Raw genomic sequence first — 22,118 nt, 5'->3', positions numbered from 1 at the left:
CCAATGTCATCAGCGCTCAAGCAGACCTTTCTCATGATCAGAGTCAACCTCGGAAGCCTGCCGCGGCGGCTGTGGATTTCGCTGTCGATGGTGCTGTCGGTCGCCCTCGTGGTCGCTGTTTTGTCAGGCTTTCTGGCGATGGCGCGCGGCTTCGAGGCCGCTCTTGCCGGCGCCGGCTCGCCCGATATCGCCATCATCCTCGGCGGCGGCACCAATCAGGAGACCGGCTCGGACGTGCCGGCCGATGCGATCCGCAGCCTGACTGCCATGAGCGGCGATACCGGGATTGCGCGCGATGGCGCCGGCGGACTGGCGCTGTCGCGCGAGACCATCGTGCCGATCGATGTAAAGGGGAGCGACGGTGCCGAGCAGACGCTGTCGCTGCGGGGCATGGACCGGGCCGGGATCGATCTCCGGGGCCGCGCCCGGCTTTCGCAAGGGCGGCTGTTTGTATCAGGCGCGCGCGAGATCGTCGTCGGCGCCCGCGTCGCAGAGGCTTTCCCCGGCTTTGGCGTCGGCCAGACGGTACGGTTCGGCGCGGTCGACTGGACCGTCGCCGGCCATTTCACCGCCGGCGGCAGCGCCTTCGAGTCAGAGATCTGGGCGGATCTGGACGCGGTGCAATCGGCCTTCGACTGGCAGGGGCAGGTGCAGAGCCTGCGCGTGAAGCTTGCCGGCGTCGACCCCGCAACAGCGTTGGCGACGCTGCGCCAGCGCCTGTCTGATCTATCTGGCACGCCGCTCACCACCATCTCGGAGGCCGATCTCTATGCCGCGCAGGCCGAGCGGACCGAGAGGCTGATCCGCTTGTTTGGCTGGCCAATCGCGCTGCTGATGGCGATCGGCGCGACGGCGGGCGCTTTGAACACGATGATGAACTCGGTCTCCGACCGCGGCGTCGAGATCGCCACGCTGCGCCTGCTCGGGTTTTCCAGCCTGCCGGCCTTCGCCGCCACCTGGTTCGAGGCGGTGCTGCTTTCCGTGGCTGGCGCGGGTTTCGGCATCCTCGCCTCCCGCCTTGCCTTTAACGGCTGGCAGGCGAGCACAATGGGCGCCAACAACACCAAAATGGCGTTCCAACTCGATGTGACGTTTGATGTGATCCTGACTGCCGGCGTGCTGGGGCTTGCGATCGGCATCCTCGGCGGCGCCTTGCCGGCGCTGGCGGCTGCCCGGCTGCCGCTGAGTTCGGCGTTGCGGGCGAGGGGGTAGGAGGCGCCGTGATTGTCACCCGCCCTCGGTCGGCGCGCTTTGCGGCCCAGTCATCACAGAACCGTGCGACGCCGTCGGTTCATGCAATTACCGTGCCGGATATTTTTCGGATAAGTTGCATCTTTCCAATATCTTAGTCGACTGGGGTGTTTGCCTGTGGAAGAAGGCCCGCGAACCTTCTCGCTGCCGCATTGACAACATCTTGTCGCCTTCTTGCCGTGGCCGGTTGCCCCCGCTGCGTCGGATCGACCGATACCGATTCGATTCTCGCGGCTCATAGCGATCCGACCAACAAGGCAACACGGCGATATGACAACCTATTATGTGAATTCAGCAATCGGCTCCAATCAGAACAGCGGAACGAGCGAGAAATCAGCTTTTGCGACATTATCCAAAGTGGAATCTTTGACGCTGAAAGCCGGCGACAGCGTGCTTCTCGCCAAGGGCAGCGTGTTCAACGAGCAGTTCGATATCAAAAATTCCGGCAGCGCGAGCGCGCCGATCAAGATCGGCAGTTACGGGACGGGGGACGCACCTGTCATCCATAGCGGCGGTGACGGTATCCACAGTCTTTATGCGTCGAACATTGTCATCGAGAACCTGAAGATATCGAACACAGGCGGTGCGGCCATTTATGGCGGCGATGTCACGAACTGGACGGTCCGCAATGTCGAGATCGCCAAGTCGGGAATGTCGGAAAACGCCGGTGCCGTCACCTTCAGGAACAGCAAGAACGTCACGATCGAAGACAGCAAGATATCGGATGTCAAAGGCGACGGCTTCTGGATCGAAAAGGTCAGCGGCGTCAAACTTCTCAACAATACCGTCACCAGCGCCAATGGCTCGACGGCCGATGCCGTGCAGGTCAACGACAGCAGCAATATTCTGATCAAGGGCAATCATCTCGACCAGACTGATGCCAGCAGCCCGAAGGGGGTGATCGCGCTGGTGCGGGCCACGGATGCGGTGGTCGAGAATAATACGCTCACCGGGGGTGGCTTCGGCATCAGTGCGCCCGCGGGCAAGAATGTCGCCATCCGCGACAACGACATATCCGGATTTCACGGTTACAGCTGGTCTTTCGCCGTTGGTCTCGGCGATCAGGGTAGTGCGCGAGATTACGACATATCGGGCAACCATATTCACGACGGCGCCTGGGGAGTGGCCGTCAGCGGCGCCATCGGCACCAGCTATACCCTCACGAATATCAAGGTCCACGACAATGTCTTCGACGACCTCACGCAGTCAGCGCTGAAAGTAGACCGGCCGGCATCGGGCACGTTCTACAACAATACCATCGAGAGCGGGGTCAATGCCACCAGCCTGTCGCCCGCCGTCGTTGACGCGCACACCTTTTCCGTCAGTAACAACCATACGGTCGCAAATGTCGAGACGGCGCTTGCAAGCACGAATACCAAGGCTGCCGCAGTGACGGACGCGGCCGCGGATCCGGCGATTGCCGCTGTTCATGATAACCTGAAGATCCTGACCGATACGGGCGCCGCCCATCATGGCAATCTTCTCGAAAACGACAGTTCGGACAACGGCACCCTGGTGCTTCGCCGCTTCGGAGACGAAAGCGTGGGCAAGCACGGACTGACTCTGACCGGGGACTATGGTTCCATCCACGTGGACAGAGAGGGCAACTATGCCTACACGCTCGATGACACGAAGCTCCCCGACCATAGCGGACATGTGAGCGAGTCCTTCAGTTATGGTGTCGACGATGGAACCTCGCATCATAGCGACGCGGACACGCTGACTGTCTTCATCCATACGGATGGCTTGCTGAGCTGAGGGTAGGGGACGGCCTCTCGCCGCCCTCACCCTGACGTGCCCCGAAGGGGCCTCGCAGGGCGAGGGCGGCCACCCCCAGTGCTATCGAATATTTCAGATGGAGTTAGGGGCGCTCAGCCACCCCGCCCTCGTCCTTCGAAGCTTCGCCCCGCTGGCTACGTGCCTCAAGCATGAGGGCTGACCGGTGTGCCTTCTAAATGGTGCACCGATTGGTAAGCCACACCTTCTCTTCGGCCTCATCCTGATGGGGCCTGGGCTCCGAGGACGAGGGCGACCACCGAAGAGAACTGGTCTGCTGGGTACCTCGCCTGACCGTCAATAAAAGGTAGGTTACCGTTCATTCACCTTTCGGTCGTTATTTTATATATTGTTTACGTTTAAGTTGTATTATTGAGGATGCAGCCACCGCCAGGCTTCTCGGGAGCAAGGCAGGCCAAAGGCCTGTCTATCGCCGTATGGCATAGAAGGCCCTCCAGCCTTTCGCCCCGACCGCATCCGATCCACTCGTCGCCGCTCATCCAGAGGGCTGCGCGACAATGCGAGAACAAGGCGATATGACAGTCTATTATGTGAACTCGGCAACAGGGGCCAATAGCAACAGCGGAACGAGCGAGGACACGCCTTTTGCGTCCTTCTGGGCGGTGGAAAATCTGAAGCTACAGCCCGGCGACAGTGTGCTGCTCGCTGCCGGTAGCGTGTACAACGACCAGCTCGACCTCAAATATTCCGGCACCGTCAGCGCCCCGATCACCATCGGCAGCTACGGGGTCGGCGATGCGCCCGTCATCCACAGTCCCGGCGACGGCATTCACAGCCTCTATGCCTCCAATATCGTCATCGAGAACATCAAGATTTCGGATACCGGCGGTGCAGCCATCTATGGCGGCAGTGTTTCGAACTGGACGGTGCGCAATGTCGAGGTCGATCACACCGGCTTGGCAGGCAAGGCCGGTTCCGTCACCTTCCGAACCGGCTCGAACATCACCATCGAAAACAGCACGATCAACGACGTGAACGGCGACGGCATCTGGATCGAGAAGATCAACGGCGTCACCCTCATCAACAATACCGTCACCAACGCCCATGGAACTGCGGCAGACGCCGTGCAGATGAACGACAGCAGCAACATCCTGATCAGCGGCAATGTTCTCGACCAGACGGGTGCCATCAGCACAAAGGGCGTGCTGGCGCTCATCAGGCCTGTGAATGCCCTAATCGAGGATAACACGCTGGTTGGCGGCGGCTTCGGGGTGAGCGCTCAGGCGGGCACGAATATTGCCATCCATGACAACGACATTTCAGGATATGGCGGTTACAGCTGGTCCTACGCCATCGGTCTCGGCGACCAGGGCGATACGCGGGATTATGATATCTCGGGCAATTATATCCATGACGGCGTATGGGGCGTGGCGGTCAGCGCTGCCGGCACCACCAGTTATATTCGTGAAGATATCGATATCCATAACAACGTCTTCGACGACCTGTCGCAGGCAGCGCTGAAGGTCGACAGACCTGCATCCGGCGCCTTCCACGATAATGTCATCGCAAGCGACGTTACGCCCTACAGCATATCGCCGGCAATCATCGCGGCGAACACCTTTCCGGTCAGCAACAACACGACGCTCGACGAGGCCCAGGCGACGCTTTTCGCTCACGATAGTCTCACTGCGGCAGATACGACGCACGTGGACGCGGCCCCGGCGATTGTCGCAACCCATGACAGCCTGAAAATCTCAGCCGACACGGATGGCGCCCATCATGGCAATCTCCTTGAAAACGACAGCTCGGCCAATGGGACCCTGCTGCTTCGCCGCTTCGGGGGCGAGGTCGTCGGCAAGGATGGCCTGACGCTGACCGGCCAATACGGCAGCATCCATGTCGACGATCACGGCGACTATAGCTACACGCTCGACACGACGAAGCTTGCCGGGCTTAGCGGAAACGTGAGCGAGACTTTCCTCTATAAGATCTCCGATGGGGTCGCGCATCATTTCGACACGGATACGCTGAGCATTTCCATCCATGTGGATGGCGTGCTGACGTGACGGGGGATGCCGGCGGCAAACTCATCAGTCGCCGAGCAGGATCCCGGTGACGTCGATTTCGATTTCCGCGCAGATGATCTCGTATTCGGTAATGATCGCCGGATCGGCCGACATATCCTTGCGCATGCGATCGAGGACGGCGCAGGCCTCGCCATAGGCTCCGCACAGTTCGTAAAGATGGGGCTGGCTCGCCGCGGCCGCTCGGATCGTTGCCCTCGTCGCGGGCAGCCTCATCATCAGCCTGGCCAGCCCCTGTTCGGCGACCTGCCGGGTGATGTGTGCTACACCTTCATTCCTGACCATGCCATCGACCCTCGCTGCCTGTATTCTGCTGTCGAGAGTTAGTACGAAGGAATGCTGCATCTGGTTTCATGCCGGATGCGGAATTAGATTAGCGCCGCGTGTCTTCCGCTGAGCCCGGCATTGCGCGCCAGAATTGGAAAGGCACTTGGTCAACCGCTGGCGATTGGCGGCTTTCTCCCTGGGTTGTCCGCTCAGGAGGAGAGGCCGATCGTGATGGTGGCGGAAAGCACGCCGCCGTCGAGCTTCTCGAAATCGAACATGTGATCGGCGGCATCCTCTGGGATAAGGCCGTCGGCTTCAGTGCGGGTATCGCGGGGAGGGCGTCCAAGATAGTCCGGATGTTCGCCATAAATGATGTCGCTCAGCGTATCGTCGAAATAGATTTGGCTGACGAGAAGCTCCTTGCCTTCGACCAGGATGCGGCAGTGAACATGCGGCGTGCGGCCCTTGTACCATCCGGGATAGGCCGTCAGGAAGCTTGCCTGCCCCTCAGCATCCGTCAGTTGGCGCCCGCGAAAGGCGAGCCCGCCGACCGCCTCGGCGTCGCCGAGCGTACACATGTCGGCCGCCTCGCGGCCGGAATAGACGCCGCGATGATCGGTATGCCAGATCTCGATATCGGCATTTTCGACCGGGCGGCAATCGGCGGCATGGACGATGCGCACGGCCAGCCGCAACGGCAGCCCCGCCTTTCCTTCCGAGACGTCCTGACGGGCCGGAATATTGTTGACATGGCAGGGGCCAAGGGTCTGGGCGGTGGTCACGATGCAATTCGGACGGCTGCGGAAGAGCGGCGCAGGCAACTTTTCCAATGCGACCGACTTTGTGCCGCCGCTCAGGAAATCCGTTCCCTTCCAGTCGAATGTCCTGGCGGCAACGGTGATATGCCGCCGTGGCCAGATGGCTGCCGCAGCCACGGTTGAAGCGACAATAGTCGCACCTCCAAGCACGAGGGTTCGCCTTTTCATATGTCTTCCTTTCTTGAAGACGCAGCGTGTAAGGAGGATGCGCAGGAAGTTCCAATTAAATCCAGACAATGATTGATGGCAACCTGGGCCGAAGTCTCCAATCTTGCCATCAACGAGCTCCCGCTGCGTCTTATAGGCTTGCCAGATATCCTCCTTGGTCGGCCGCTGATGGCAGAGGCGGAAATTATCTTCGGCCGCATCTGGACCAAAACAGCCATTTCCGATCTTGCAACCTTTACAGCGCGGCGCGTCTTTTCAGATGCGCAACGTCGCTGTAACTCTTTGGAGCAGGCATCCGACATTCGTTGCTGAGCCAGGGCAGGGCACATGGAACCAACCCACTTATTCGAGCTTGTTATCGCGATGTTTCTGGCGATCATCGCGCTGCACTATGCTGCCCACAGGCTCGGACTGCCGCCGTCCGTCGCGCTGCTGACCGGGGGCGCTTTGCTGGCCTTTGTGCCGGGGCTGCCGGCGATATCAGTCGATCCCGAGCTGGTGCTGGTCATCTTCCTGCCGCCGCTGCTGATGGATGGCGCCTGGTCAATTGCGTTGTCGCGGCTGCGGCGCCATATGATCGGGATCGCCTCGCTTGCCGTCGGCGCGGTACTCTTCACCTGCGCCGTCGTGGCTGTTGTCGTCCATCTTATCTTTCCATCACTTCCCTGGGCCGCCTGCGCGGCATTGGGCGCGATCGTTGCGCCGCCGGACGCGGTTTCAGCGCGCGCCGTGCTGGAGCGCGTAAGATTGCCAAGGCGCCTTCAGATTCTGCTGGAAGGCGAGAGCCTGCTCAACGATGCGAGCGGCTTGGTTCTCTTCCGTTTTGCCGTTGCCGCCGCCGCAACGGGAGCCTTCAGCGCGGGGGAGGCGGTTGGTAACTTCTTCGTGCTGGCGCTCGGCGGCGCCATCGTCGGCATCGTGATCGGAGCGGCGTGGGTCAAACTTATCCGGCATCTCGGCGACGACTATCTTATCATCGCCGCCACCGTGTTGCTCGGCTGGATTTCCTATCTGTTTGGCGAACTGCTGCATGTTTCCGGCGTCATCGCCACCGTTACCACGGGCCTGATCGCTTCCTGGCACCAGCACACTGTATTTTCAGCGGCGACGCGCATGCGAGGCACCTCGTTCTGGACGGTGATGATCTTCCTTATGGAGGCGGCGGTCTTCACACTGATCGGGCTGTCGCTCCGGGATGTCGTCGAACGCGGCGGCGGCTTTAACACTGTGATCGCGACGATGGGACTGCCGATGCTGGCGATCCTCGTGACACTCGTGGTCGCGCGTTTCGCCTGGGTCTTCGCCTCCGATCTCGTCATCAGGTCGTGTGCAGCGCTCGGGTTCACGCGTGCCCGGCCGCTCGGAGCAGGCGGGGCGACCGTTCTGAGCTGGGCAGGCGTGCGCGGGGTGGTCACGCTCGCTTTGGCGCTGAGCCTGCCCGAGGATTTCCCGGGCCGTGACTTCATCCTCGCCACGTCCTTCGCCGTCATTCTCGGAACCGTGCTGGTGCAGGGCACGACATTGGGGCGGGTGATTGCTTGGGCGCGGCTGGCGCCGGAGACGGAAAGAGCGCGCCTGACAATGAGCCAGGCCGAAGCCGCCATGGCACAGGTGCAGCTCGGGATCGTCCAAAACCTGGCATATGACGCAGAGGGAAAGCTCATCCACCCTCAATTGCTGGAGCGCTATCAGCGCAGGGCGACAGCCATCGTCGACTACGCCGAGAGAACCGAGCATTACGTGCCGCTGCTCCATGCTCATTTTGACGTCGTTCTCGAAGCGGTTGCGACAGGGCGACGGGAACTCATTCGTCTCCACCGCGCCGGCGACATCGATGACGAGACGCTGGACGAGCTGGAACGCGATCTCGATCTCGAGGAGCTGAGCGCGATCTCGGCCAAGGCCTGACGTTCAGTGTCTCACGCGTGGAGCTCGCGAAGCGGGCCAACTGTCGGAGCTCTCTTCGCTGCCACGCTCTAGATGGCAACCTGTTCACCGAGCTCGACGACACGGTTCGAGGGCAGGTTGAAATAGTCGGAGGGATCGATCGCCAAGCCTTCCAGCGCCATGAATATGCGCTCCTGCCAGCCGGGCAGTCCGGTGTTCGGCGTCCTGACGAGGTTCCGGCGGCCGAGATAGAAGGAGGTCTTCATGATCTCGAACTTGAACCCTCCCTCCCGGCAGAGGGCGAGCGCTCGGGTGACATCGGGGTCGTCCATGAAGCCGAAGGTGAGATCAAGCCGCACAAAGCGCGGCGAGAGCTGGCTGATCTTAATGCGGCGGCTGTCCGGAACATAAGGTTCGTCTTCGGTCCAGACGCTCAGGATGACGTTCTGTTGGTGGAGCACGTGGTTGTGCTTGAGATTGTGGAGCAGAACATTCGGCGTCCGATCCGGAACGCTGGTCAGGAAAATCGCCGTTCCCGGAACGGTGACCGGCGAATGGTCCGACTTTCGTTCGATCGACCTTATGAAGGAATCGAGCGGGATCTCGTTGTTGGCACGCAGCCGCTTCAGATAGGCCTGCCCTCGGGTCCACGTCCACATCAGGATCATGATCGCCAGCGCAAGGGCGACCGGAACCCAGCCGCCATCGTAGATTTTCAAGAGGTTGGCTGCCAGGAACAGGACTTCGATGAGGAAGAGCGGCAGCAGCACGACGGCGGCGAGCACGAGTCTTCATCAGCAGGGCGAGAAGCGAAAGCGTGCCGCCTTCGCCATCATTGTCCGCTCTGAGAAGGAAGAGCACATATTTGAAGGTCACAATGATCGTCAGCGTCCAGACCATCAGCGAAATGAGGCCGACGACCTCGGCCTCGTGGACGCCATCGGCGGCAAAGGGCCTCAGCGCCTCACGAAGGGCATAGAGCGGGCTGGTGCCGATATCGCCATATACGACGCCGATCGCGCCGACGACCAACCCGACGAAGCCCTTTCGGCCGGTACCTTCACCCGTTCTGTCTGCATGTGTCGACGTCATGGTTCCCCGCTCATGCCACCTGGCCTTGAACACAAACATATGCCGCATTGCAGAACGGCAAGTAAATTGATGTGGCGTGCGATTTTTTTGTGAGCAGTCAGGACGCCCAAACCGGTGCAACCATACGGTTAACACGCGCGGCGGCTGTCGGTTGTCCTGGGGCATTCATGTCCGTAGCCGGCAGGGGTGATTACCGGCTTTTGCTGGGTGATTGGAGCCATGTGCACTGTATTACTTGGCGCATCTAAAGTATTATTCATAGTTATCCTGAATGTAGCTCGTATAGGTGACAACCAAAATCGCACACTATCGTCAACTCCCTGGCGAATGATCTTGGCGCTCAAGCACTTGCGGGGTGCGGTGCGTCGCCTCTGAATGAACCTCGTTCGGATAGCGGATGTCTAGCCAACTTGCCTGCAAAATATGCGTTCTGCCGGGTTTGCGATGGTCGTGTCCATCCGAGATCGATGGCTTGCACTGGGTGATTTTCGGTCTCGTTTCGGACAAATTCTTGCCGCCAAAATGCCAGTATTAGTTGTTTCTAAATCACGCCATAATTGGCACCTACGTTGCCGCTCCTGATTTATTCTTTGCCACATTTCTGAATTTCAACATTATACAAACAATGGTGGGTAACTATGAAAGTTATTCTCGTCATCGTCCTCACGGTGCTTGCCGTGCCCTGTGAGGCGGACATGCTGGGCACGGCATCCAAGTACAAGAGCATGCACGAACGCTCCATTTCCTTCCTCAGCATCAATCCCCGCAGGGTTTCGTGGTGCGGGGCGTTCCTGGCCTTTGTCGCCAAGCGATCTTTCCGGCAGCCGCCGCCCAATCCTAATATGGCGATATCCTGGAAAAATTTCGGCAGGCCGGTCTTCTTCCGCTCAGCCAGGCGGGGAGACGTGGTGGTGATCCGAAGCGGCCGACGCTTCCATGTCAGCCTGTTCGATCACATCGACCAGCGCCGACAGTACGTCTACCTGTTCGGAGGCAATCAATCCAACCGGGTGCAATTGTCCAGGTATCGCGCCAGTTCGGTCGTCGCAGTGCGACGATGATGCCGGCTTGCAGGCCGAGTGCGCGCGCGTGGCCGGTGGCCGACCTCGTCCTTCGAGGCCCTGCGGGCACCTCAGCAAGGATGAGGTGGGAGAGAGGGTGCGGCTTGTGTCGCCGCGCCGTGCCAGGGGCCAGACTCTGCAAGGCAATGGATTGGCGACGGACGCAATTGCAGGTTAGCGCGGATAGGAATTGCCGCTGACACTCCTGAACGCGGTGATGATGCTCTCCACCGCCAGTTCTGCATGATCCGATGTCGTTTGGAAATTGGTGACGGAGAGGCGCAACACGTCGCGGCCGCGCCATTTGGCGCCGCCGGCGAAGATCATGCCGTCGGCCTGGATCCTTTCGATCGTCTTTCGGGTCAGGGCGTCGCCTTCTTCGGAGGGCAGGTCGGCTCCGAAGCGGATGACGAGCTGGTTCAGCGTCACCTCGTTTAGAATGGCGATGCCGGGCTCGCGAGCAAGCAGATCGGCTGCCAGCCGCGCCGAGGCGCAGCACTGGTCGATGAGGGCGGCCACACCCTCGCGGCCGAGATGTTTCAGCATCGCCCAGGTGGCGAAGCCGCGCGCGCGCCTCGAAAGCTCCGGCACGTAATGGGAGGGATCGCGTTCGCCTTCGCCGGCGAGCGGCAGATAGCTTGCGGCGATCGTCATGGCGCGGCGATGGGCGAGCTCGTTGCGGACGATCGCATAGCCGCAATCATAGGGCGTCTGCAGCCATTTATGGCCGTCGGTCGCCCAGCTGTCGGCCGCTTCGATGCCGCGGCTGAGATGGCTGGTCTTCACTGACGCCTGCGCCCAGAGGCCGAAAGCACTGTCAACGTGCACCCAGGCGCCTTTCGCTTTCAAGAGGGGGATGATGGCGGCGAAGTCGTCGAAGGCGCCGGTATTGATCTGCCCGGCCTGGAGAATGGCGATGACGGGACCGGAGACCGTATCGAGCGTGCCTGTCAGCGCGGCCAGGTCGATCCGCCCCACTGGATCTGTGCGCACGCGCAGCACGCGATCGTGGCCGAGGCCCAGGAATTGCAGCGCCGAGAACACCGTCGTGTGGGCGTCGTCGCCGATCAGCACGGTGATCTCGGGCCCGCCGAACAGGCCATTGGCATCGGCATCCCAGCCGACTTGGCGCAGCACCTCGCCGCGTGCGGCGGCAAGGCAGGTGAAGTTCGCCACGGTCGCGCCCGTCACGAAGCCGACCGAGCTTTCGGCCGGCAGCTTCAGGAGATCGAGAAGCCATCTTGCAGCAACGGTCTCGACGGCGGCCGCGGCCGGAGCGACAGTATGATTTCCGGCATTCTGGCCCCAGGCGCTGGTAAGGAAATCAGCCGCGACACCGACCGGATGCGAGCCGCCGATGACCCAGCCGAAAAAACGCGGGCCGGTCGTCGCGTGCAGGCCGGGCTCGGCGCCATCCGAGAGCTGCCGGATGACATCGAGCATATCGGAACCGGCGGCCGACAGCGGCTCGTCGAAAGCGGCGAGGGAGGCGGCGTAGTCGTGAGTGGGCACATGGCGGGCGGGCGCTGCTTGCCGGAACGCGGCCGCAAGCCGAGCGGCTTCCTGAAACAGAGATGCGATTGCCGACATGCGGATCCCCTTCTGTCGTCGATCCTGAAGGGCCGCCGCTCAAAGCGAACTGCTCTATCAAGGCAGTTTAGCCGATATCGCCGGCGCTGTCGTTGCGCGCCTCGAGGACGCATATTGAGGTTGGCGCACAGTATGCCGAGCGCTCCTGCCCAGGGCACTGCCCGAAATCGTCGTTGCTACGAGTGCGAGAGCTGTAGCCCCGCGAAGTCCTGGCACATACAGGAGGATTTGAGTGGCAGCCGCCTTCGGCGCACGTCTCGCCTTTACCGGGATGCTTAAGATAAATCGAGCATAGCGGGAGATGCCTTCTTATTCTCTCCAATAACCACCCTACAATATGCTGTTCATTTCTGAAATTATTAACATCTGCTTAAAATCTATTGCATTTTACCAAGTATCATTCAATAATGTGGAAATATCATTCGCGCCGCTGTCAAGGCCGCTCTGCCAATCAGCGAGGGATATGCATTGAAGTATTTCGTTGTCTACGCGCTGGTGTGCTCTATGGTCGGGATAATTCTTCTCGTCTTCATCCATCAGATTGCACCCTTCAAAATGGACAGACTCAGCGATCAAGCGACCGCTTGGTCAGCCGCTACATCGGCGACCGTGTCAGCCGCTACATCGGCGACCGAGTCAGCCGATCAATCGCCGACCAGGTTAGCCGATCAAATGGCGACTGGGCCGAGCGAACAGCCGGATGAGCTGGTCGTTCGGTCGACGCGCGAACCGGCGACCGACCAACCAGCCGTCCAGCCGCCCGATCAATGGGACCTCCGGCCATCGAACCAACCGGTGGTCATGCCATTCAATCAATCGGGCGTCCGGAAGGGCGGCCGGGTCGGAACTTCGGCGGAGTAATCGCCAGCGGAGCATCGGCCTCGCCCTTGGAGGTTCTCGCGGGGCGCGACTCAGAGTGAGGTCTCCTTGGAGGCGCGTGCATCCTTCTGCGCCGGCTAGCATATGCGCGGCATCCTCCAACTCATCCTGAGGCGCGTAGCCCATAGGGCGGAGCCTCGATGGACATACCGCAGCGGCTTCTTGCATTCTTTCCACGTCAGTGCACCCGCCTCGTCCTTCGAGCCGTGCAGGCGCCTCAGGATGACGCTCTCTCAGGCGCTGGCGCGAGGGGTGGCGCAATAGGAGCAGGAATCGAAGTCATCGCGTCGGCTTGCATCGGCCGGAGCCCTCTGTAATGACGTAGCTGAGATTTCCGAGGAGGTCTCCGATGGATGCGAGCGGCGTGACGATCAGGCTTATCCAGGCAGACGAAGTGGAGGCTTTCCGGCGTATTCGCCTGGAAGCGCTACGCGCCGAGCCGTCCTCCTTTGCGAGCCGCTACGAAGATTGGGAGATCTTGCCCGACGAGGAGTGGCGCAATCGCCTGAACGAGCCGGTTTTCATTGCGTTTCAGGATAATGAGCCCGTCGGTATAATGGGCCTGCTGCGGCAGCGCTCGAGCAAGATGGCCCATCGCGCGACGATCATCATGGTCTATATCCGCGCCCACCTGCGCGGAACGGGTCTCGCTGGAAAGCTGCTGGAGGCGGTTTCCGATCACGCAGGCGACTTCGGCATTCGGCAACTGGAACTGTTCGTCAGCGCGGAAAACCCCGCGGCAATCCGCTTTTACCAGCGGCAGGGCTTCTCCGAGATCGGCAGGATCCCCGGCGGGGTTCTGGAGGAGGGCAGGGAGATCGACGACGTTATAATGGCTCGCCGTCTGGTCGATTGGGCCTGACGGGGAAATTCAGCTCAAACCCCTTTACCTCATCTATTGACCTCAAGCGCGGTTGGGGTCGCAGGATGCCGGCATTAAAGCGCGTCGCGATCTTTCAGAATCGCTCCTTGCGCTTTAGCTCGTTGTTTTTGCGCATGTCGTTGCCGCAAAACCGCTGCACACTTTTGCGCGACATGCTTTGGGCTGGAGGTTTGCCGTGACGAAGATTCTGAGAGACGAGGATCTGGCCGGCAGTGCGTTGATGGGCGTGGCGATGGATGCGCTCGAGACCGCTTTTCTCGCGAGAGCCGGCAATCGGCTGGTCTCTCCGCCCCGGCATCATGTGTCCTTTCCCGATCAAGGCGATCTCGTCTTCACCGTCGGCGGTATCCTTGGCGACAAACCGCTCGCGGGCTTTCGGGTCTATGAGACATTCGGCGGGACGGAGCATTCGCAAATCGTCGCGGTGTGGTCGGCCGACGATGCCAGGCTCAAGGGCATCGTCCTCGGAGAACGCCTCGGCAACCTCAGGACCGGCGCCATCGGAGGTCTCGCCATCCGCCATCTCAGCGCGCCTGATGCCAGGATCGTTGGGATCCTCGGCAGCGGCGCGCAAGCGCGAACTCAGCTTGCCGCAGCCGCCGCCGTTCGAAAACTGGACCGTGCCCGCGTCTATAGCCGCGACGAGAAAAATCGCGCCGCCTTCGCGGCCGAAATGCAGCACGCCCTGGGGCTGGAGGTGGACCCTGTCGGTAACGCTTGCGAAGCCGTCGATGACGCCGACATCGTCATCTGCGCGACGACGAGCCAAACGCCCGTCGTCCATGCGCGGGATCTGAAGCCCGGCGTGCATGTCAACACCGTCGGCCCGAAAACGCTTCGGGGATACGAGCTCGGCCTGGATGTCGCTGATGCCGCAGCGGTAATCGCGACGGATTCTCCCGAACAGGCCCACGCCTACGCTTCGCCCTTTTTCCTCGCCGGCTCCGGCAACGAAGATCGTTTGGCCGACCTTGCCGACATCATTGCCGGGAGGACGGCGGGGCGAGGATCGCTTGGAGAGACGACGCTGTTTTGCTCGGTCGGCCTGGCCGGAACCGAAGTCGTCGTCGCCTCGGCAATCCTCGATAGGTTAGGGGTGTCGGTGTAGGCTTTGATTCGGGGGCGCGGCTTTAAGCGTTTGTTTTTATTCATGTTATCGTTGAGTAAGAGGCGAGGCAGGGATATCTACGACGTCAAATAAGAGGGCACGACATCCTCCAACGTCTGGCCGTGCGGCAACCAGAGATGCGCTCAGAATCTGATTCAAGGACGCGCTTCAAGCCTCTGTTCACCCTGTCCATTCGCTCCTTCACTCCAGACCCAGGACATCCCGCATGCCGTATTCGCCGGGCGCGCGTCCTGCGACCCAGCGGGCGGCGGCAAGCGCGCCGCGGGCAAACATGCCGCGATCGAGAGCCGAATGCGAAAGTGTTATGACTTCCTCGGCGGCGGCAAACAGCACGCTGTGTTCTCCTACCAGCCCGCCGGCGCGCAAGACGGCGAAGCCGATCTCGCCGGGCGGCCGCTCGCCGGTGATGCCGTCGCGCCCGCGCCGCTCGACGGATGCCAGGGAAACGCCGCGGCCCTCGGCGGCCGCTTCGCCGAGCATCAGTGCCGTGCCGGACGGCGCGTCGATCTTCCTGTTGTGGTGGGCCTCGAGGATTTCGATATCCCAGCCATGCGCGGGAAGGGCGCGGGCTGCCTGAGCGACGAGACCGACCAGCATGTTCAAACCGATGGAGAAATTACCAGAGCGCAGGATCGGAATCGTCCGGGCAGCCACTGCGATCCGGTCGAGGTCATCCGGCTCGAAACCCGTCGCTCCGATCACCAGCGCCGGACCGCCGGCTGATGCACACAAGCCGGCAAGTTCGGCGGCAGCGCTTGCCGTCGTGAAATCCAGGATCACATCGGCCTCCGCGATCGCATCCGATCGGTCGATCAGCCCGGCGCCTGCAGAGCCCTCACGACCGATGCCGCCGACGAACGCAAAAGTCGGATCGGCTGCCAGCAGCGGCAGGATGGCACGACCCATGCGGCCGTTCGCACCAGCGACGGCTATTTTGATTGATGAGTTCACGGTCTTTCCTAGCTGGGATATTTCCGACGGGAGGGCTGTTTGCATCCGGCATTCGCGCCGGAGAAGGGGATTTGCAACTACCGCATTCGGCTGCCGGCGCAAAGCCGGGTCTCCTGTGGCTGCCTGACGTTACCAGTTGCCGGGGTCGGCGGTGTGATCAATGCTGGCGAATTCATCGGCCTTTTCCCGATCCAGCTTCACCTCCCTGGTCACCCTTGTCTCGTCGGTGACCGCATAGCGGTCAGGGACCGGTCCTCTTGATAGTTCCTGATATAGGAGCAGTGCAGCCTCCTCGGCAGTATCTGCCTCGATCTCCCGGGTGATTGATACGGTGAACTTGTGCATGGCTTCTGCCCTCTCGATCGGCGCGCAGGCTTACCCGTGGCTTGAGCAGTCTGACACGAGTTTTGTGTCGAGGACACAAAAAGCGTGTCGTCTAGAATATGATTCATGCGATGGTTTTAGGTCTCTGTTTTTATGAATTTCTTGGTGCCAGAAGCGGCGCATACTTTTGAGCGAACTCGACCGGTGAGGAAAGATCATGCGCTTGAACCAGGTGACCGTTACGATGCCTGACCTCGATGCGGGCTGGGACTTCTACTGCGTCCTCGGTCTCAGGCCCGTCGTCGACGCCCGTCCTCGGTATGCGCGCTTCGTCTGTCCCGACGGGGACAGCACCTTCTCCCTGCATCAGGGTGAAAGCGGCGGTGGGGGAACCACAGTCTATTTCGAGTGTGAGAACCTAGACGAGACGGTCGGCCGCCTTAGTGAGGCCGGCCTTCACTTTGTGAGCGGACCCGAGGACAAGAGCTGGCTCTGGCGCGAGGCGGAGCTGCTCGACCCCGGCAGCAATCGCATCATCCTTTATTTCGCCGGATCGAACCGCGTCGATCCGCCGTGGCGAGTGGATCAAGGCAGGCCCGAAGTAGGGGCTTCGGCGCCGAGGGATCCCCGCCGCTCCCCGAATTGACGAATCGCGGTCGCCTCGGCATCTTTAACTCGGCGTGGCCTAACGCCGAACCTCCCCAGACCTTCCCCAGCAGGGTCTTCAACCGGAGGCAAAGGGGTTTTCGTCTCGGGTCGTTACTTTGGTCCTGATGTTTCGGGCCTGTTGCTGGGGAACGATGTCCGGAACGTGAGAGGCCCTGATATGACTGAGAATGGAAATTTCAAGCGGCGGGTGCGTGCGCGCGCCGCCAAGACGGGTGAATCCTATACCACCGCCCGCATGCATCTGCTGCCCAGCTCGGCGGAAGACGTAGCGCCCGAGGTGAGGCGCCTGCGTCTCGCTGTGGCGCAGACCACTCATGCAGACGATCCCCGTGACATCGACAAGCTCCGCCGCAGTGGTCAGGAGATTCGCCTGCTGATGCGGCAGGCGCGGCAGGCGGGGGCACGGCTCGTGCACTTTCCCGAAGGTGCGACGTCAGCGCCGAACAAGCGCATCATGTCGGAAATCGGGCCGCGAGAGATCGGGCCATCCGATTGGCGGCGGTTCGAATGGGCCGTGCTGCGTGAGGAACTGGATGCAACGCGCAGGCTGGCGCGCGAACTCGAGCTCTGGACGGTCATCGGCTCAGTACATCCGCTGACGGAACCGCATCGACCGCACAACAGCCTCTATGTTGTCTCCGACCACGGCGAATTGGTGACGCGCTATGACGAACGCCTGCTGTCCAACACCAAAATTTCCTTCATGTACACGCCGGGGTCGATTCCTGTGACCTTCGAGGTCGACGGCATCCGCTTTGGCTGCGCGCTCGGCATGGAATGCCACTATCCAGAGATTTTTAGCGAATACGAGCGGCTAGACGTCCATTGCGTGCTGTTTTCGACGACAGGCGGTTCACCGGCTACTGAACCGTCTTTCGCCGCAGAGGCGCAAGGGCATGCGGCGAGCAATAGTTACTGGGTCAGTTTCTCGATCCCCGCCCATCCCGGTCAGGCTGATCCTGCTTCTTCAGCGATCGTCGCGCCTGGCGGCCGATGGGCGGCGCAATGCCCTACGGATGGCACGGCCGCGATATCGGTCGCCGATATCGACGACAATCCCGGCGATCTTTCCCGTCCTTGGCGGCGCAAGGCGCGGAGCGGGCTCTACGAACCGCATCGCGTTGCCGGCGACCCGCGCAGCGACGGCCGGGATATGTTTTAGAGCCACGTCGTGTCGAACCTCACCCCGAGGCGGCCAGCAAGGCCTCGAGGGGTGAGGCGTGCCCGAGACGCTGCTGCAAGTCGGAGGTGTCGATCTCCGACATTGAGCCGCGCTATAAATCCGCAATGAATTTTGGCGGGCCGCGGCGGTCACCAGGCATGAACCCTTGTTACGCAACGACGTCGGATATCGTTTCGGCCGAAGCGCCTACCAGACTGAACTCGCCGTCGCGAAGGCGATAGAATCCGTATTGGGGAACGGGCAGTTCCAGCATCTCTCGTTTTGAAAGGCCAGAATAGACACCGCGGACCAATCTGCCAAACAGCCCGTGAGAAATCGCGACTGTCGGTCCGCGTATGCCTGAGATCCAGTCCTTCGCCCGGGCACAGGCAGCATCAAAGCTTTCTCCGTCGGGAGATTTGAAATACCAATCAAAAGCGTCGGACCCGTCCAGCATTCCCGGAAACTCGTTGTCGATTTCGAACTTGGTCATGCCGTCCCAACAGCCGATGGTCACCTCCATCAGCCGCGGTTCCTGGTGGGATTCCAAAGGCAATATCCGTTTCACTCGAGCCGCAGTCTCTTTCGTTCGACCTAGCGGGCTAACTTGGAGTTGGAATGAACGCTCGGTGCCTGCGACTTCCTTTTTCAGAAGCTTCGCCGCCTGTTCGGCCTGTTCGATACCGCGCTCCGTAAGGGATGAATCTTTCTGGCCTTGGAAGCGGCCTAAGCTGTTCCAAATGGTCTCGCCATGGCGAAGCAGGAAAATCATCAGCGTTGTTCCAGGCAAATCAATGCAACAATGAGGGGTTTATTGAAGCGAAGAGGACGGTGCAGCCATGCTACAGATCAATGATGACTGCAATTGGCGCGATCCGGAGAGCCAGGCCCTCTTTTATCGGCTCTTTGCGTCCGCTTGGCAGCGCTCGGCAGTCCCTCCCGAGAAATTGCTACCATGGGCTGGAGAAAGACGGTTTGCCTCATATCTAACGAAGGAAATGCGAAACGAAGAGCGAAAGGACCGCGCAATGGCGAAGAATACGATCTGCGTATGGTATGACAAAGACGCCGAGGAGGCTGCCCGCTTTTATGCCGCGACGTTTCCAGACAGTGCCGTAGGCGCCGTCATTCGTGCACCGGGAGATTATCCGGATGGCAAGCAGGGAAACGTCTTGGTCGTTGAATTCACCGTTGCGGGTATTCCTTGCATCGGCCTGAACGGCGGTCCCGCGTTAAAACACAACGAAGCCTTTTCATTTCAGATTGCAACCGACGACCAGGAGGAAACCGACCGCTACTGGAACGCCATCGTCGGCAATGGCGGCCAGGAGAGCGAGTGCGGCTGGTGCAAGGACAAATGGGGTGTGTCCTGGCAGATTACGCCACGTATCCTTTCCGAAGCGCTCGCGGCAGGTGGCGACCAGGCAAAGCGGGTTTTCGATGCGATGATGACCATGAGGAAAATCGACGTCGCGGCGCTCGAGGCGGCTCGGCGCGGCTGAACCTTCACGCAGTAGGTTTTCCGGAGTGTCGGGTCCGGTGAGATTGACCTACATTTCCAGGGTCCTTCGGAAACGGGACAGGCTGTCAAAACCAGAGATCGCGCACGCAGCGCTCTTTGGACGGAAGATCTTCGAACGTATCCAGGCCGTCGAAGTGATCGATTGGCAGATCGGCGACCAGATCCGGCGGCGCAAGCCGGATGTTGACCGCCATGCGCCGGCGGCCATCCTTTTGAAGCCGCAGGCCGCGCCAGCTCAAGACACAGGCGCAGGATGGGCAGAACAAGATTTCGAGGGACGAGGTCTCCCGGCCGGAGCGGGTATAGGAGGCGGTTTCTCCGCTGAGAGCGATACGCTCTCCTTCGTAATCATAGGCCCAGAGCGTGCCGTAGCGGCGGCAGAGAGTGCAGTTGCAGGCGGTGATCGAGCCGGGATCACCTCTAAGTGTCCAACTCGCCTTGCCGCAATGACATGAGCCCGTCAGCATGAGCGTCAGTTCAATCCTGCTTCTTGTTCAAGGACGGCATCCTGCCTCAATGGCGCGACGACCGCAATTGGGGCTTTCGGGCGCTCGCTGTCCCGCGCTCGCCAGGCTCTGTTTTGGCGATATTCCCGTTTGGTCAATTTATAAAAGTTCTAATTGAGATGGCGGCCAAAAGATGATCCCATACGACTTGGCGTAGTCCGAGTCCACGCTTCCTCCCAATTTTGATCCGAGCGGCCCATGTCGATTTCCGATGCGATTTACCGTCCCTTCGAAACGTTGATCCGGCCGCTCGACATTCCCTACCGGCCGCTGCCTTCCAAAGGTCCGGTGACGGTGCTCCTGCACTTCATCTCGATGTTCCGTGGCGTGCTGATCGCGCTTGCGCTTTGCTCCATGGTGTTCGAGTTGATCAACCTGACGATCGTCTGGGGGCTTTCGGTCATCGTCGATGGCGTGACGCAACAGGGCGCCGCCGCCTTCTTGCACAATGAATGGCTGCTGTTGACCGTTCTCGGCTTCCTGATCTTTCCGGTCATGCCGATCGTGTCGTTCATGCTGAATACGCTGAACTCGCATACTTTAGGCATCGGCATGCCGGCTGCCATTCAATGGCAGGGACATAAGGCGGTGGAGCGGCAAGACCTTGCCTTCTTCCATGATCTCTATGCCGGCCAGGTTGCCTCACGCCTCTCGCAGGTATCCTCCGCCGTCCAGCAGCAGATCCTTGCCGGCTTCCAGTCCATCCCGCGCTTCCTGATGCAGCTGGTGGGCTCTGTGATCCTGCTGAGCGCACTCGCCTGGCAGCTTGCCCTGCCTGTCGTCGTCTGGATCGCGCTCAACATCGCATTCACCGCCAGGATCGTGCCAACCTTCGTCCAGCGCTCGCGCCGCACCGCCAAGCAGCGCAGCCTGGTCGCCGGCGCCATCACCGATCTTTATACCAACATGCAGATGATCAAGCAGTTTGCGGCCGAAGACAGCGAGGCCGGCGCCATCCGCCGCATCATCCAGAGGACCGTGCAGACGCAGCACAGCGAACAGCGTATCTATCGGTCGTCGGAAGTGACTGTCGTCATTCTCAACACGCTGCTGTGGCTGACCATGCTGTCGATCGGATTTTCCGGCCTTGTCAAAGGCTTCCTCACGGTCGGCGAGTTCGTCGGAGCGGTCTACATCCTCAACCGGCTGTCGTCGCAGATCTTCGTCTTCCTCCAGATGGGCCAGCAGATCTTCCAGGCGATCGGCACGATCAAGGACGCCATGCCCGTCATGACCACACCTCCGACGATCACCGACCGGCCGGATGCGACCGAGCTCAGTGTTCAGCGCGGCGAAATACGTTTCGAGAACCTCCACTTCGCCTACAAGTCAGGCAAGCCTGTCATCAACGACCTGTCGCTGACGGTCCGGCCCGGCGAGAAGGTGGGTCTGGTCGGCCTCTCCGGCGCCGGCAAGACCACGCTCGCAAATCTGCTCCTGCGCTTCTACGACATCGGCGACGGCTCGATCCTGATCGACGAGCAAGACATCCGGGCGGTCACGCAGTCAAGCCTTCGCCGCGCGATCGGGGTGATCGCGCAAGACGTCGCACTGCTGCACCGGTCGGTCGGCGACAATATCCGCTACGGCCGTCCAGAGGCGACGCAGAACGAAATCGAACGGGTGACGAAGATGGCGAGCGCCGATGCCTTCATCGCTGATCTGACTGACAGCGAGGGCCGCAGGGGCTATGACGCCTTCGTAGGCGACCGCGGCATCAAGCTCTCCGGCGGCCAGCGCCAGCGTGTCGCTATCGCCCGCGTTCTGCTGAAGGACGCGCCGATCCTGGTGCTCGACGAAGCGACCTCCGCGCTCGATAGCGAATCCGAAGCCGCCATCCAGGGGCGGTTGAACCTCGTCATGGAGGGAAAGACGGTGATCGCCATCGCCCACCGGCTGTCGACCATCGCCAGGATGGACCGGATCGTCGTGCTCGATCGCGGGCGGATCGTGGAGGAGGGCAGTCCGGACGAACTAGCCGAAGGCGACGGCCTGTTTGCCCGCCTGTGGAAACGCCAGACCGGCGGCTTCATTCCCGAAGACATCGTTGAAGCATTTCCGGCCTCACCCAGGGCTGACTGAGTCGTTGAATTTTTTGTCGCGGCAGACTGAGTCGACGCACCCTTGACGATCACGGC

Annotated in this window: 19 protein-coding genes and 1 pseudogene; 12 read left to right on the top strand and 8 right to left on the bottom strand. The window is 60.9% G+C overall.

Annotated elements, in window-relative coordinates; all coding sequences use genetic code 11:
- The first annotated feature begins 3 nt into the window (after positions 1-3).
- The 3 genes from J3O30_RS14090 to J3O30_RS14080 all read left to right on the top strand — a co-directional run bounded on the left by J3O30_RS14090 (position 4) and on the right by J3O30_RS14080 (position 5,054).
- The gene (locus J3O30_RS14090) at positions 4-1,212 is read left to right on the top strand and encodes an ABC transporter permease (protein WP_207580922.1); all 1,209 of its coding nucleotides are present in this window, start codon (positions 4-6) and stop codon (positions 1,210-1,212) included.
- 309 nt (positions 1,213-1,521) lie between these two features.
- Positions 1,522-3,009 (top strand): right-handed parallel beta-helix repeat-containing protein, encoded by a 1,488-nt coding sequence (locus tag J3O30_RS14085; protein ID WP_207580921.1) that lies wholly within the window; start codon positions 1,522-1,524, stop codon positions 3,007-3,009.
- Between the two features lie 554 nt (positions 3,010-3,563).
- Positions 3,564-5,054, top strand: a complete 1,491-nt coding sequence (locus J3O30_RS14080) for a right-handed parallel beta-helix repeat-containing protein (RefSeq protein ID WP_207580920.1) — start codon at positions 3,564-3,566, stop codon at positions 5,052-5,054.
- A 24-nt stretch (positions 5,055-5,078) separates the two neighbouring features.
- Here the strand turns inward: J3O30_RS14080 and J3O30_RS14075 are convergent, their stop codons facing one another.
- Both J3O30_RS14075 and J3O30_RS14070 read right to left on the bottom strand, forming a co-directional pair.
- The gene (locus J3O30_RS14075; protein WP_207584333.1) at positions 5,079-5,357 is read right to left on the bottom strand and encodes a nodulation protein; all 279 of its coding nucleotides are present in this window, start codon (positions 5,355-5,357) and stop codon (positions 5,079-5,081) included.
- 191 nt (positions 5,358-5,548) lie between these two features.
- The gene (locus J3O30_RS14070) at positions 5,549-6,325 is read right to left on the bottom strand and encodes a protocatechuate 3,4-dioxygenase (RefSeq protein ID WP_207580919.1); all 777 of its coding nucleotides are present in this window, start codon (positions 6,323-6,325) and stop codon (positions 5,549-5,551) included.
- A 75-nt stretch (positions 6,326-6,400) separates the two neighbouring features.
- On the opposite strand from J3O30_RS14070, the gene J3O30_RS14065 reads away from it, so the two are divergent.
- Together J3O30_RS14065 and J3O30_RS14060 are read left to right on the top strand one after the other, a co-directional pair.
- A complete protein-coding gene (locus J3O30_RS14065; protein WP_207580918.1) occupies positions 6,401-6,637 on the top strand; it encodes a hypothetical protein in 237 nt (78 codons plus the stop codon).
- 15 nt (positions 6,638-6,652) lie between these two features.
- A complete protein-coding gene (locus tag J3O30_RS14060) occupies positions 6,653-8,233 on the top strand; it encodes a Na+/H+ antiporter (protein ID WP_207580917.1) in 1,581 nt (526 codons plus the stop codon).
- A 68-nt stretch (positions 8,234-8,301) separates the two neighbouring features.
- Here the strand turns inward: J3O30_RS14060 and J3O30_RS14055 are convergent.
- A pseudogene (locus J3O30_RS14055) lies at positions 8,302-9,304 on the bottom strand (KUP/HAK/KT family potassium transporter).
- Positions 9,305-9,942: 638 nt separating this feature from the next.
- Between J3O30_RS14055 and J3O30_RS14050 the strand changes: the two are divergent.
- The gene (locus J3O30_RS14050; protein WP_207580916.1) at positions 9,943-10,365 is read left to right on the top strand and encodes a TIGR02594 family protein; all 423 of its coding nucleotides are present in this window, start codon (positions 9,943-9,945) and stop codon (positions 10,363-10,365) included.
- Positions 10,366-10,539: 174 nt separating this feature from the next.
- Here J3O30_RS14050 and J3O30_RS14045 read toward each other — a convergent pair whose 3' ends face one another.
- Positions 10,540-11,955: an aspartate aminotransferase family protein gene (locus J3O30_RS14045; protein WP_207580915.1), complete on the bottom strand. Its 1,416-nt coding sequence runs from the start codon at positions 11,953-11,955 to the stop codon at positions 10,540-10,542.
- A 1,228-nt stretch (positions 11,956-13,183) separates the two neighbouring features.
- Here J3O30_RS14045 and J3O30_RS14040 point away from each other — a divergent pair.
- Both J3O30_RS14040 and J3O30_RS14035 read left to right on the top strand, forming a co-directional pair.
- Entirely contained in the window at positions 13,184-13,696 is a 513-nt protein-coding gene (locus J3O30_RS14040) for a GNAT family N-acetyltransferase (protein WP_207580914.1), read from the top strand.
- Between the two features lie 196 nt (positions 13,697-13,892).
- Positions 13,893-14,825, top strand: a complete 933-nt coding sequence (locus J3O30_RS14035) for an ornithine cyclodeaminase family protein (protein ID WP_207580913.1) — start codon at positions 13,893-13,895, stop codon at positions 14,823-14,825.
- A gap of 201 nt (positions 14,826-15,026) precedes the next feature.
- Here the strand turns inward: J3O30_RS14035 and dapB are convergent, their stop codons facing one another.
- The gene (gene dapB, locus J3O30_RS14030; protein WP_207580912.1) at positions 15,027-15,797 is read right to left on the bottom strand and encodes a 4-hydroxy-tetrahydrodipicolinate reductase; all 771 of its coding nucleotides are present in this window, start codon (positions 15,795-15,797) and stop codon (positions 15,027-15,029) included.
- A gap of 129 nt (positions 15,798-15,926) precedes the next feature.
- Positions 15,927-16,142 carry a hypothetical protein gene (locus tag J3O30_RS14025; RefSeq protein ID WP_207580911.1) on the bottom strand — a complete coding sequence of 72 codons (216 nt, stop codon included), beginning with the start codon at positions 16,140-16,142 and terminating at the stop codon, positions 15,927-15,929.
- A gap of 196 nt (positions 16,143-16,338) precedes the next feature.
- On the opposite strand from J3O30_RS14025, the gene J3O30_RS14020 reads away from it, so the two are divergent.
- Together J3O30_RS14020 and J3O30_RS14015 are read left to right on the top strand one after the other, a co-directional pair.
- Positions 16,339-16,767: a VOC family protein gene (locus tag J3O30_RS14020; protein ID WP_207580910.1), complete on the top strand. Its 429-nt coding sequence runs from the start codon at positions 16,339-16,341 to the stop codon at positions 16,765-16,767.
- Between the two features lie 180 nt (positions 16,768-16,947).
- Positions 16,948-17,952 carry a carbon-nitrogen hydrolase family protein gene (locus J3O30_RS14015; RefSeq protein ID WP_207580909.1) on the top strand — a complete coding sequence of 335 codons (1,005 nt, stop codon included), beginning with the start codon at positions 16,948-16,950 and terminating at the stop codon, positions 17,950-17,952.
- A 169-nt stretch (positions 17,953-18,121) separates the two neighbouring features.
- On the opposite strand, the gene J3O30_RS14010 is transcribed toward J3O30_RS14015, so the two are convergent.
- Complete coding sequence (locus J3O30_RS14010; RefSeq protein ID WP_207580908.1) at positions 18,122-18,724, bottom strand: histidine phosphatase family protein; 603 nt, start codon at positions 18,722-18,724, stop codon at positions 18,122-18,124.
- Positions 18,725-18,980: 256 nt separating this feature from the next.
- Between J3O30_RS14010 and J3O30_RS14005 the strand changes: the two genes are divergently transcribed.
- Entirely contained in the window at positions 18,981-19,454 is a 474-nt protein-coding gene (locus J3O30_RS14005; protein ID WP_207580907.1) for a VOC family protein, read from the top strand.
- A gap of 85 nt (positions 19,455-19,539) precedes the next feature.
- Here the strand turns inward: J3O30_RS14005 and J3O30_RS14000 are convergent, their stop codons facing one another.
- Positions 19,540-19,941, bottom strand: a complete 402-nt coding sequence (locus J3O30_RS14000; protein ID WP_207580906.1) for a GFA family protein — start codon at positions 19,939-19,941, stop codon at positions 19,540-19,542.
- A 237-nt stretch (positions 19,942-20,178) separates the two neighbouring features.
- On the opposite strand from J3O30_RS14000, the gene J3O30_RS13995 reads away from it, so the two are divergent.
- The gene (locus J3O30_RS13995; protein WP_207580905.1) at positions 20,179-22,062 is read left to right on the top strand and encodes an ABC transporter ATP-binding protein; all 1,884 of its coding nucleotides are present in this window, start codon (positions 20,179-20,181) and stop codon (positions 22,060-22,062) included.
- Positions 22,063-22,118 lie beyond the last annotated feature (56 nt).

This window comes from Rhizobium sp. NZLR1 (assembly GCF_017357385.1).
Lineage (GTDB): Bacteria > Pseudomonadota > Alphaproteobacteria > Rhizobiales > Rhizobiaceae > Rhizobium.
This window is presented reverse-complemented; position numbering and strand designations above follow the sequence as displayed.

Coding starts and splice junctions, on each gene's coding strand:
- J3O30_RS14090 (WP_207580922.1), top strand. CDS start 4: ATGTCATCAGCGCTCAAGCAGACCTTTCTCATGATCAGAGTCAACCTC.
- J3O30_RS14085 (WP_207580921.1), top strand. CDS start 1,522: ATGACAACCTATTATGTGAATTCAGCAATCGGCTCCAATCAGAACAGC.
- J3O30_RS14080 (WP_207580920.1), top strand. CDS start 3,564: ATGACAGTCTATTATGTGAACTCGGCAACAGGGGCCAATAGCAACAGC.
- J3O30_RS14075 (WP_207584333.1), bottom strand. CDS start 5,357: ATGGTCAGGAATGAAGGTGTAGCACACATCACCCGGCAGGTCGCCGAA.
- J3O30_RS14070 (WP_207580919.1), bottom strand. CDS start 6,325: ATGAAAAGGCGAACCCTCGTGCTTGGAGGTGCGACTATTGTCGCTTCA.
- J3O30_RS14065 (WP_207580918.1), top strand. CDS start 6,401: ATGGCAACCTGGGCCGAAGTCTCCAATCTTGCCATCAACGAGCTCCCG.
- J3O30_RS14060 (WP_207580917.1), top strand. CDS start 6,653: ATGGAACCAACCCACTTATTCGAGCTTGTTATCGCGATGTTTCTGGCG.
- J3O30_RS14050 (WP_207580916.1), top strand. CDS start 9,943: ATGAAAGTTATTCTCGTCATCGTCCTCACGGTGCTTGCCGTGCCCTGT.
- J3O30_RS14045 (WP_207580915.1), bottom strand. CDS start 11,955: ATGTCGGCAATCGCATCTCTGTTTCAGGAAGCCGCTCGGCTTGCGGCC.
- J3O30_RS14040 (WP_207580914.1), top strand. CDS start 13,184: ATGGATGCGAGCGGCGTGACGATCAGGCTTATCCAGGCAGACGAAGTG.
- J3O30_RS14025 (WP_207580911.1), bottom strand. CDS start 16,142: ATGCACAAGTTCACCGTATCAATCACCCGGGAGATCGAGGCAGATACT.
- J3O30_RS14020 (WP_207580910.1), top strand. CDS start 16,339: ATGCGCTTGAACCAGGTGACCGTTACGATGCCTGACCTCGATGCGGGC.
- J3O30_RS14015 (WP_207580909.1), top strand. CDS start 16,948: ATGACTGAGAATGGAAATTTCAAGCGGCGGGTGCGTGCGCGCGCCGCC.
- J3O30_RS14010 (WP_207580908.1), bottom strand. CDS start 18,724: ATGATTTTCCTGCTTCGCCATGGCGAGACCATTTGGAACAGCTTAGGC.
- J3O30_RS14005 (WP_207580907.1), top strand. CDS start 18,981: ATGGCGAAGAATACGATCTGCGTATGGTATGACAAAGACGCCGAGGAG.
- J3O30_RS14000 (WP_207580906.1), bottom strand. CDS start 19,941: ATGCTGACGGGCTCATGTCATTGCGGCAAGGCGAGTTGGACACTTAGA.
- J3O30_RS13995 (WP_207580905.1), top strand. CDS start 20,179: ATGTCGATTTCCGATGCGATTTACCGTCCCTTCGAAACGTTGATCCGG.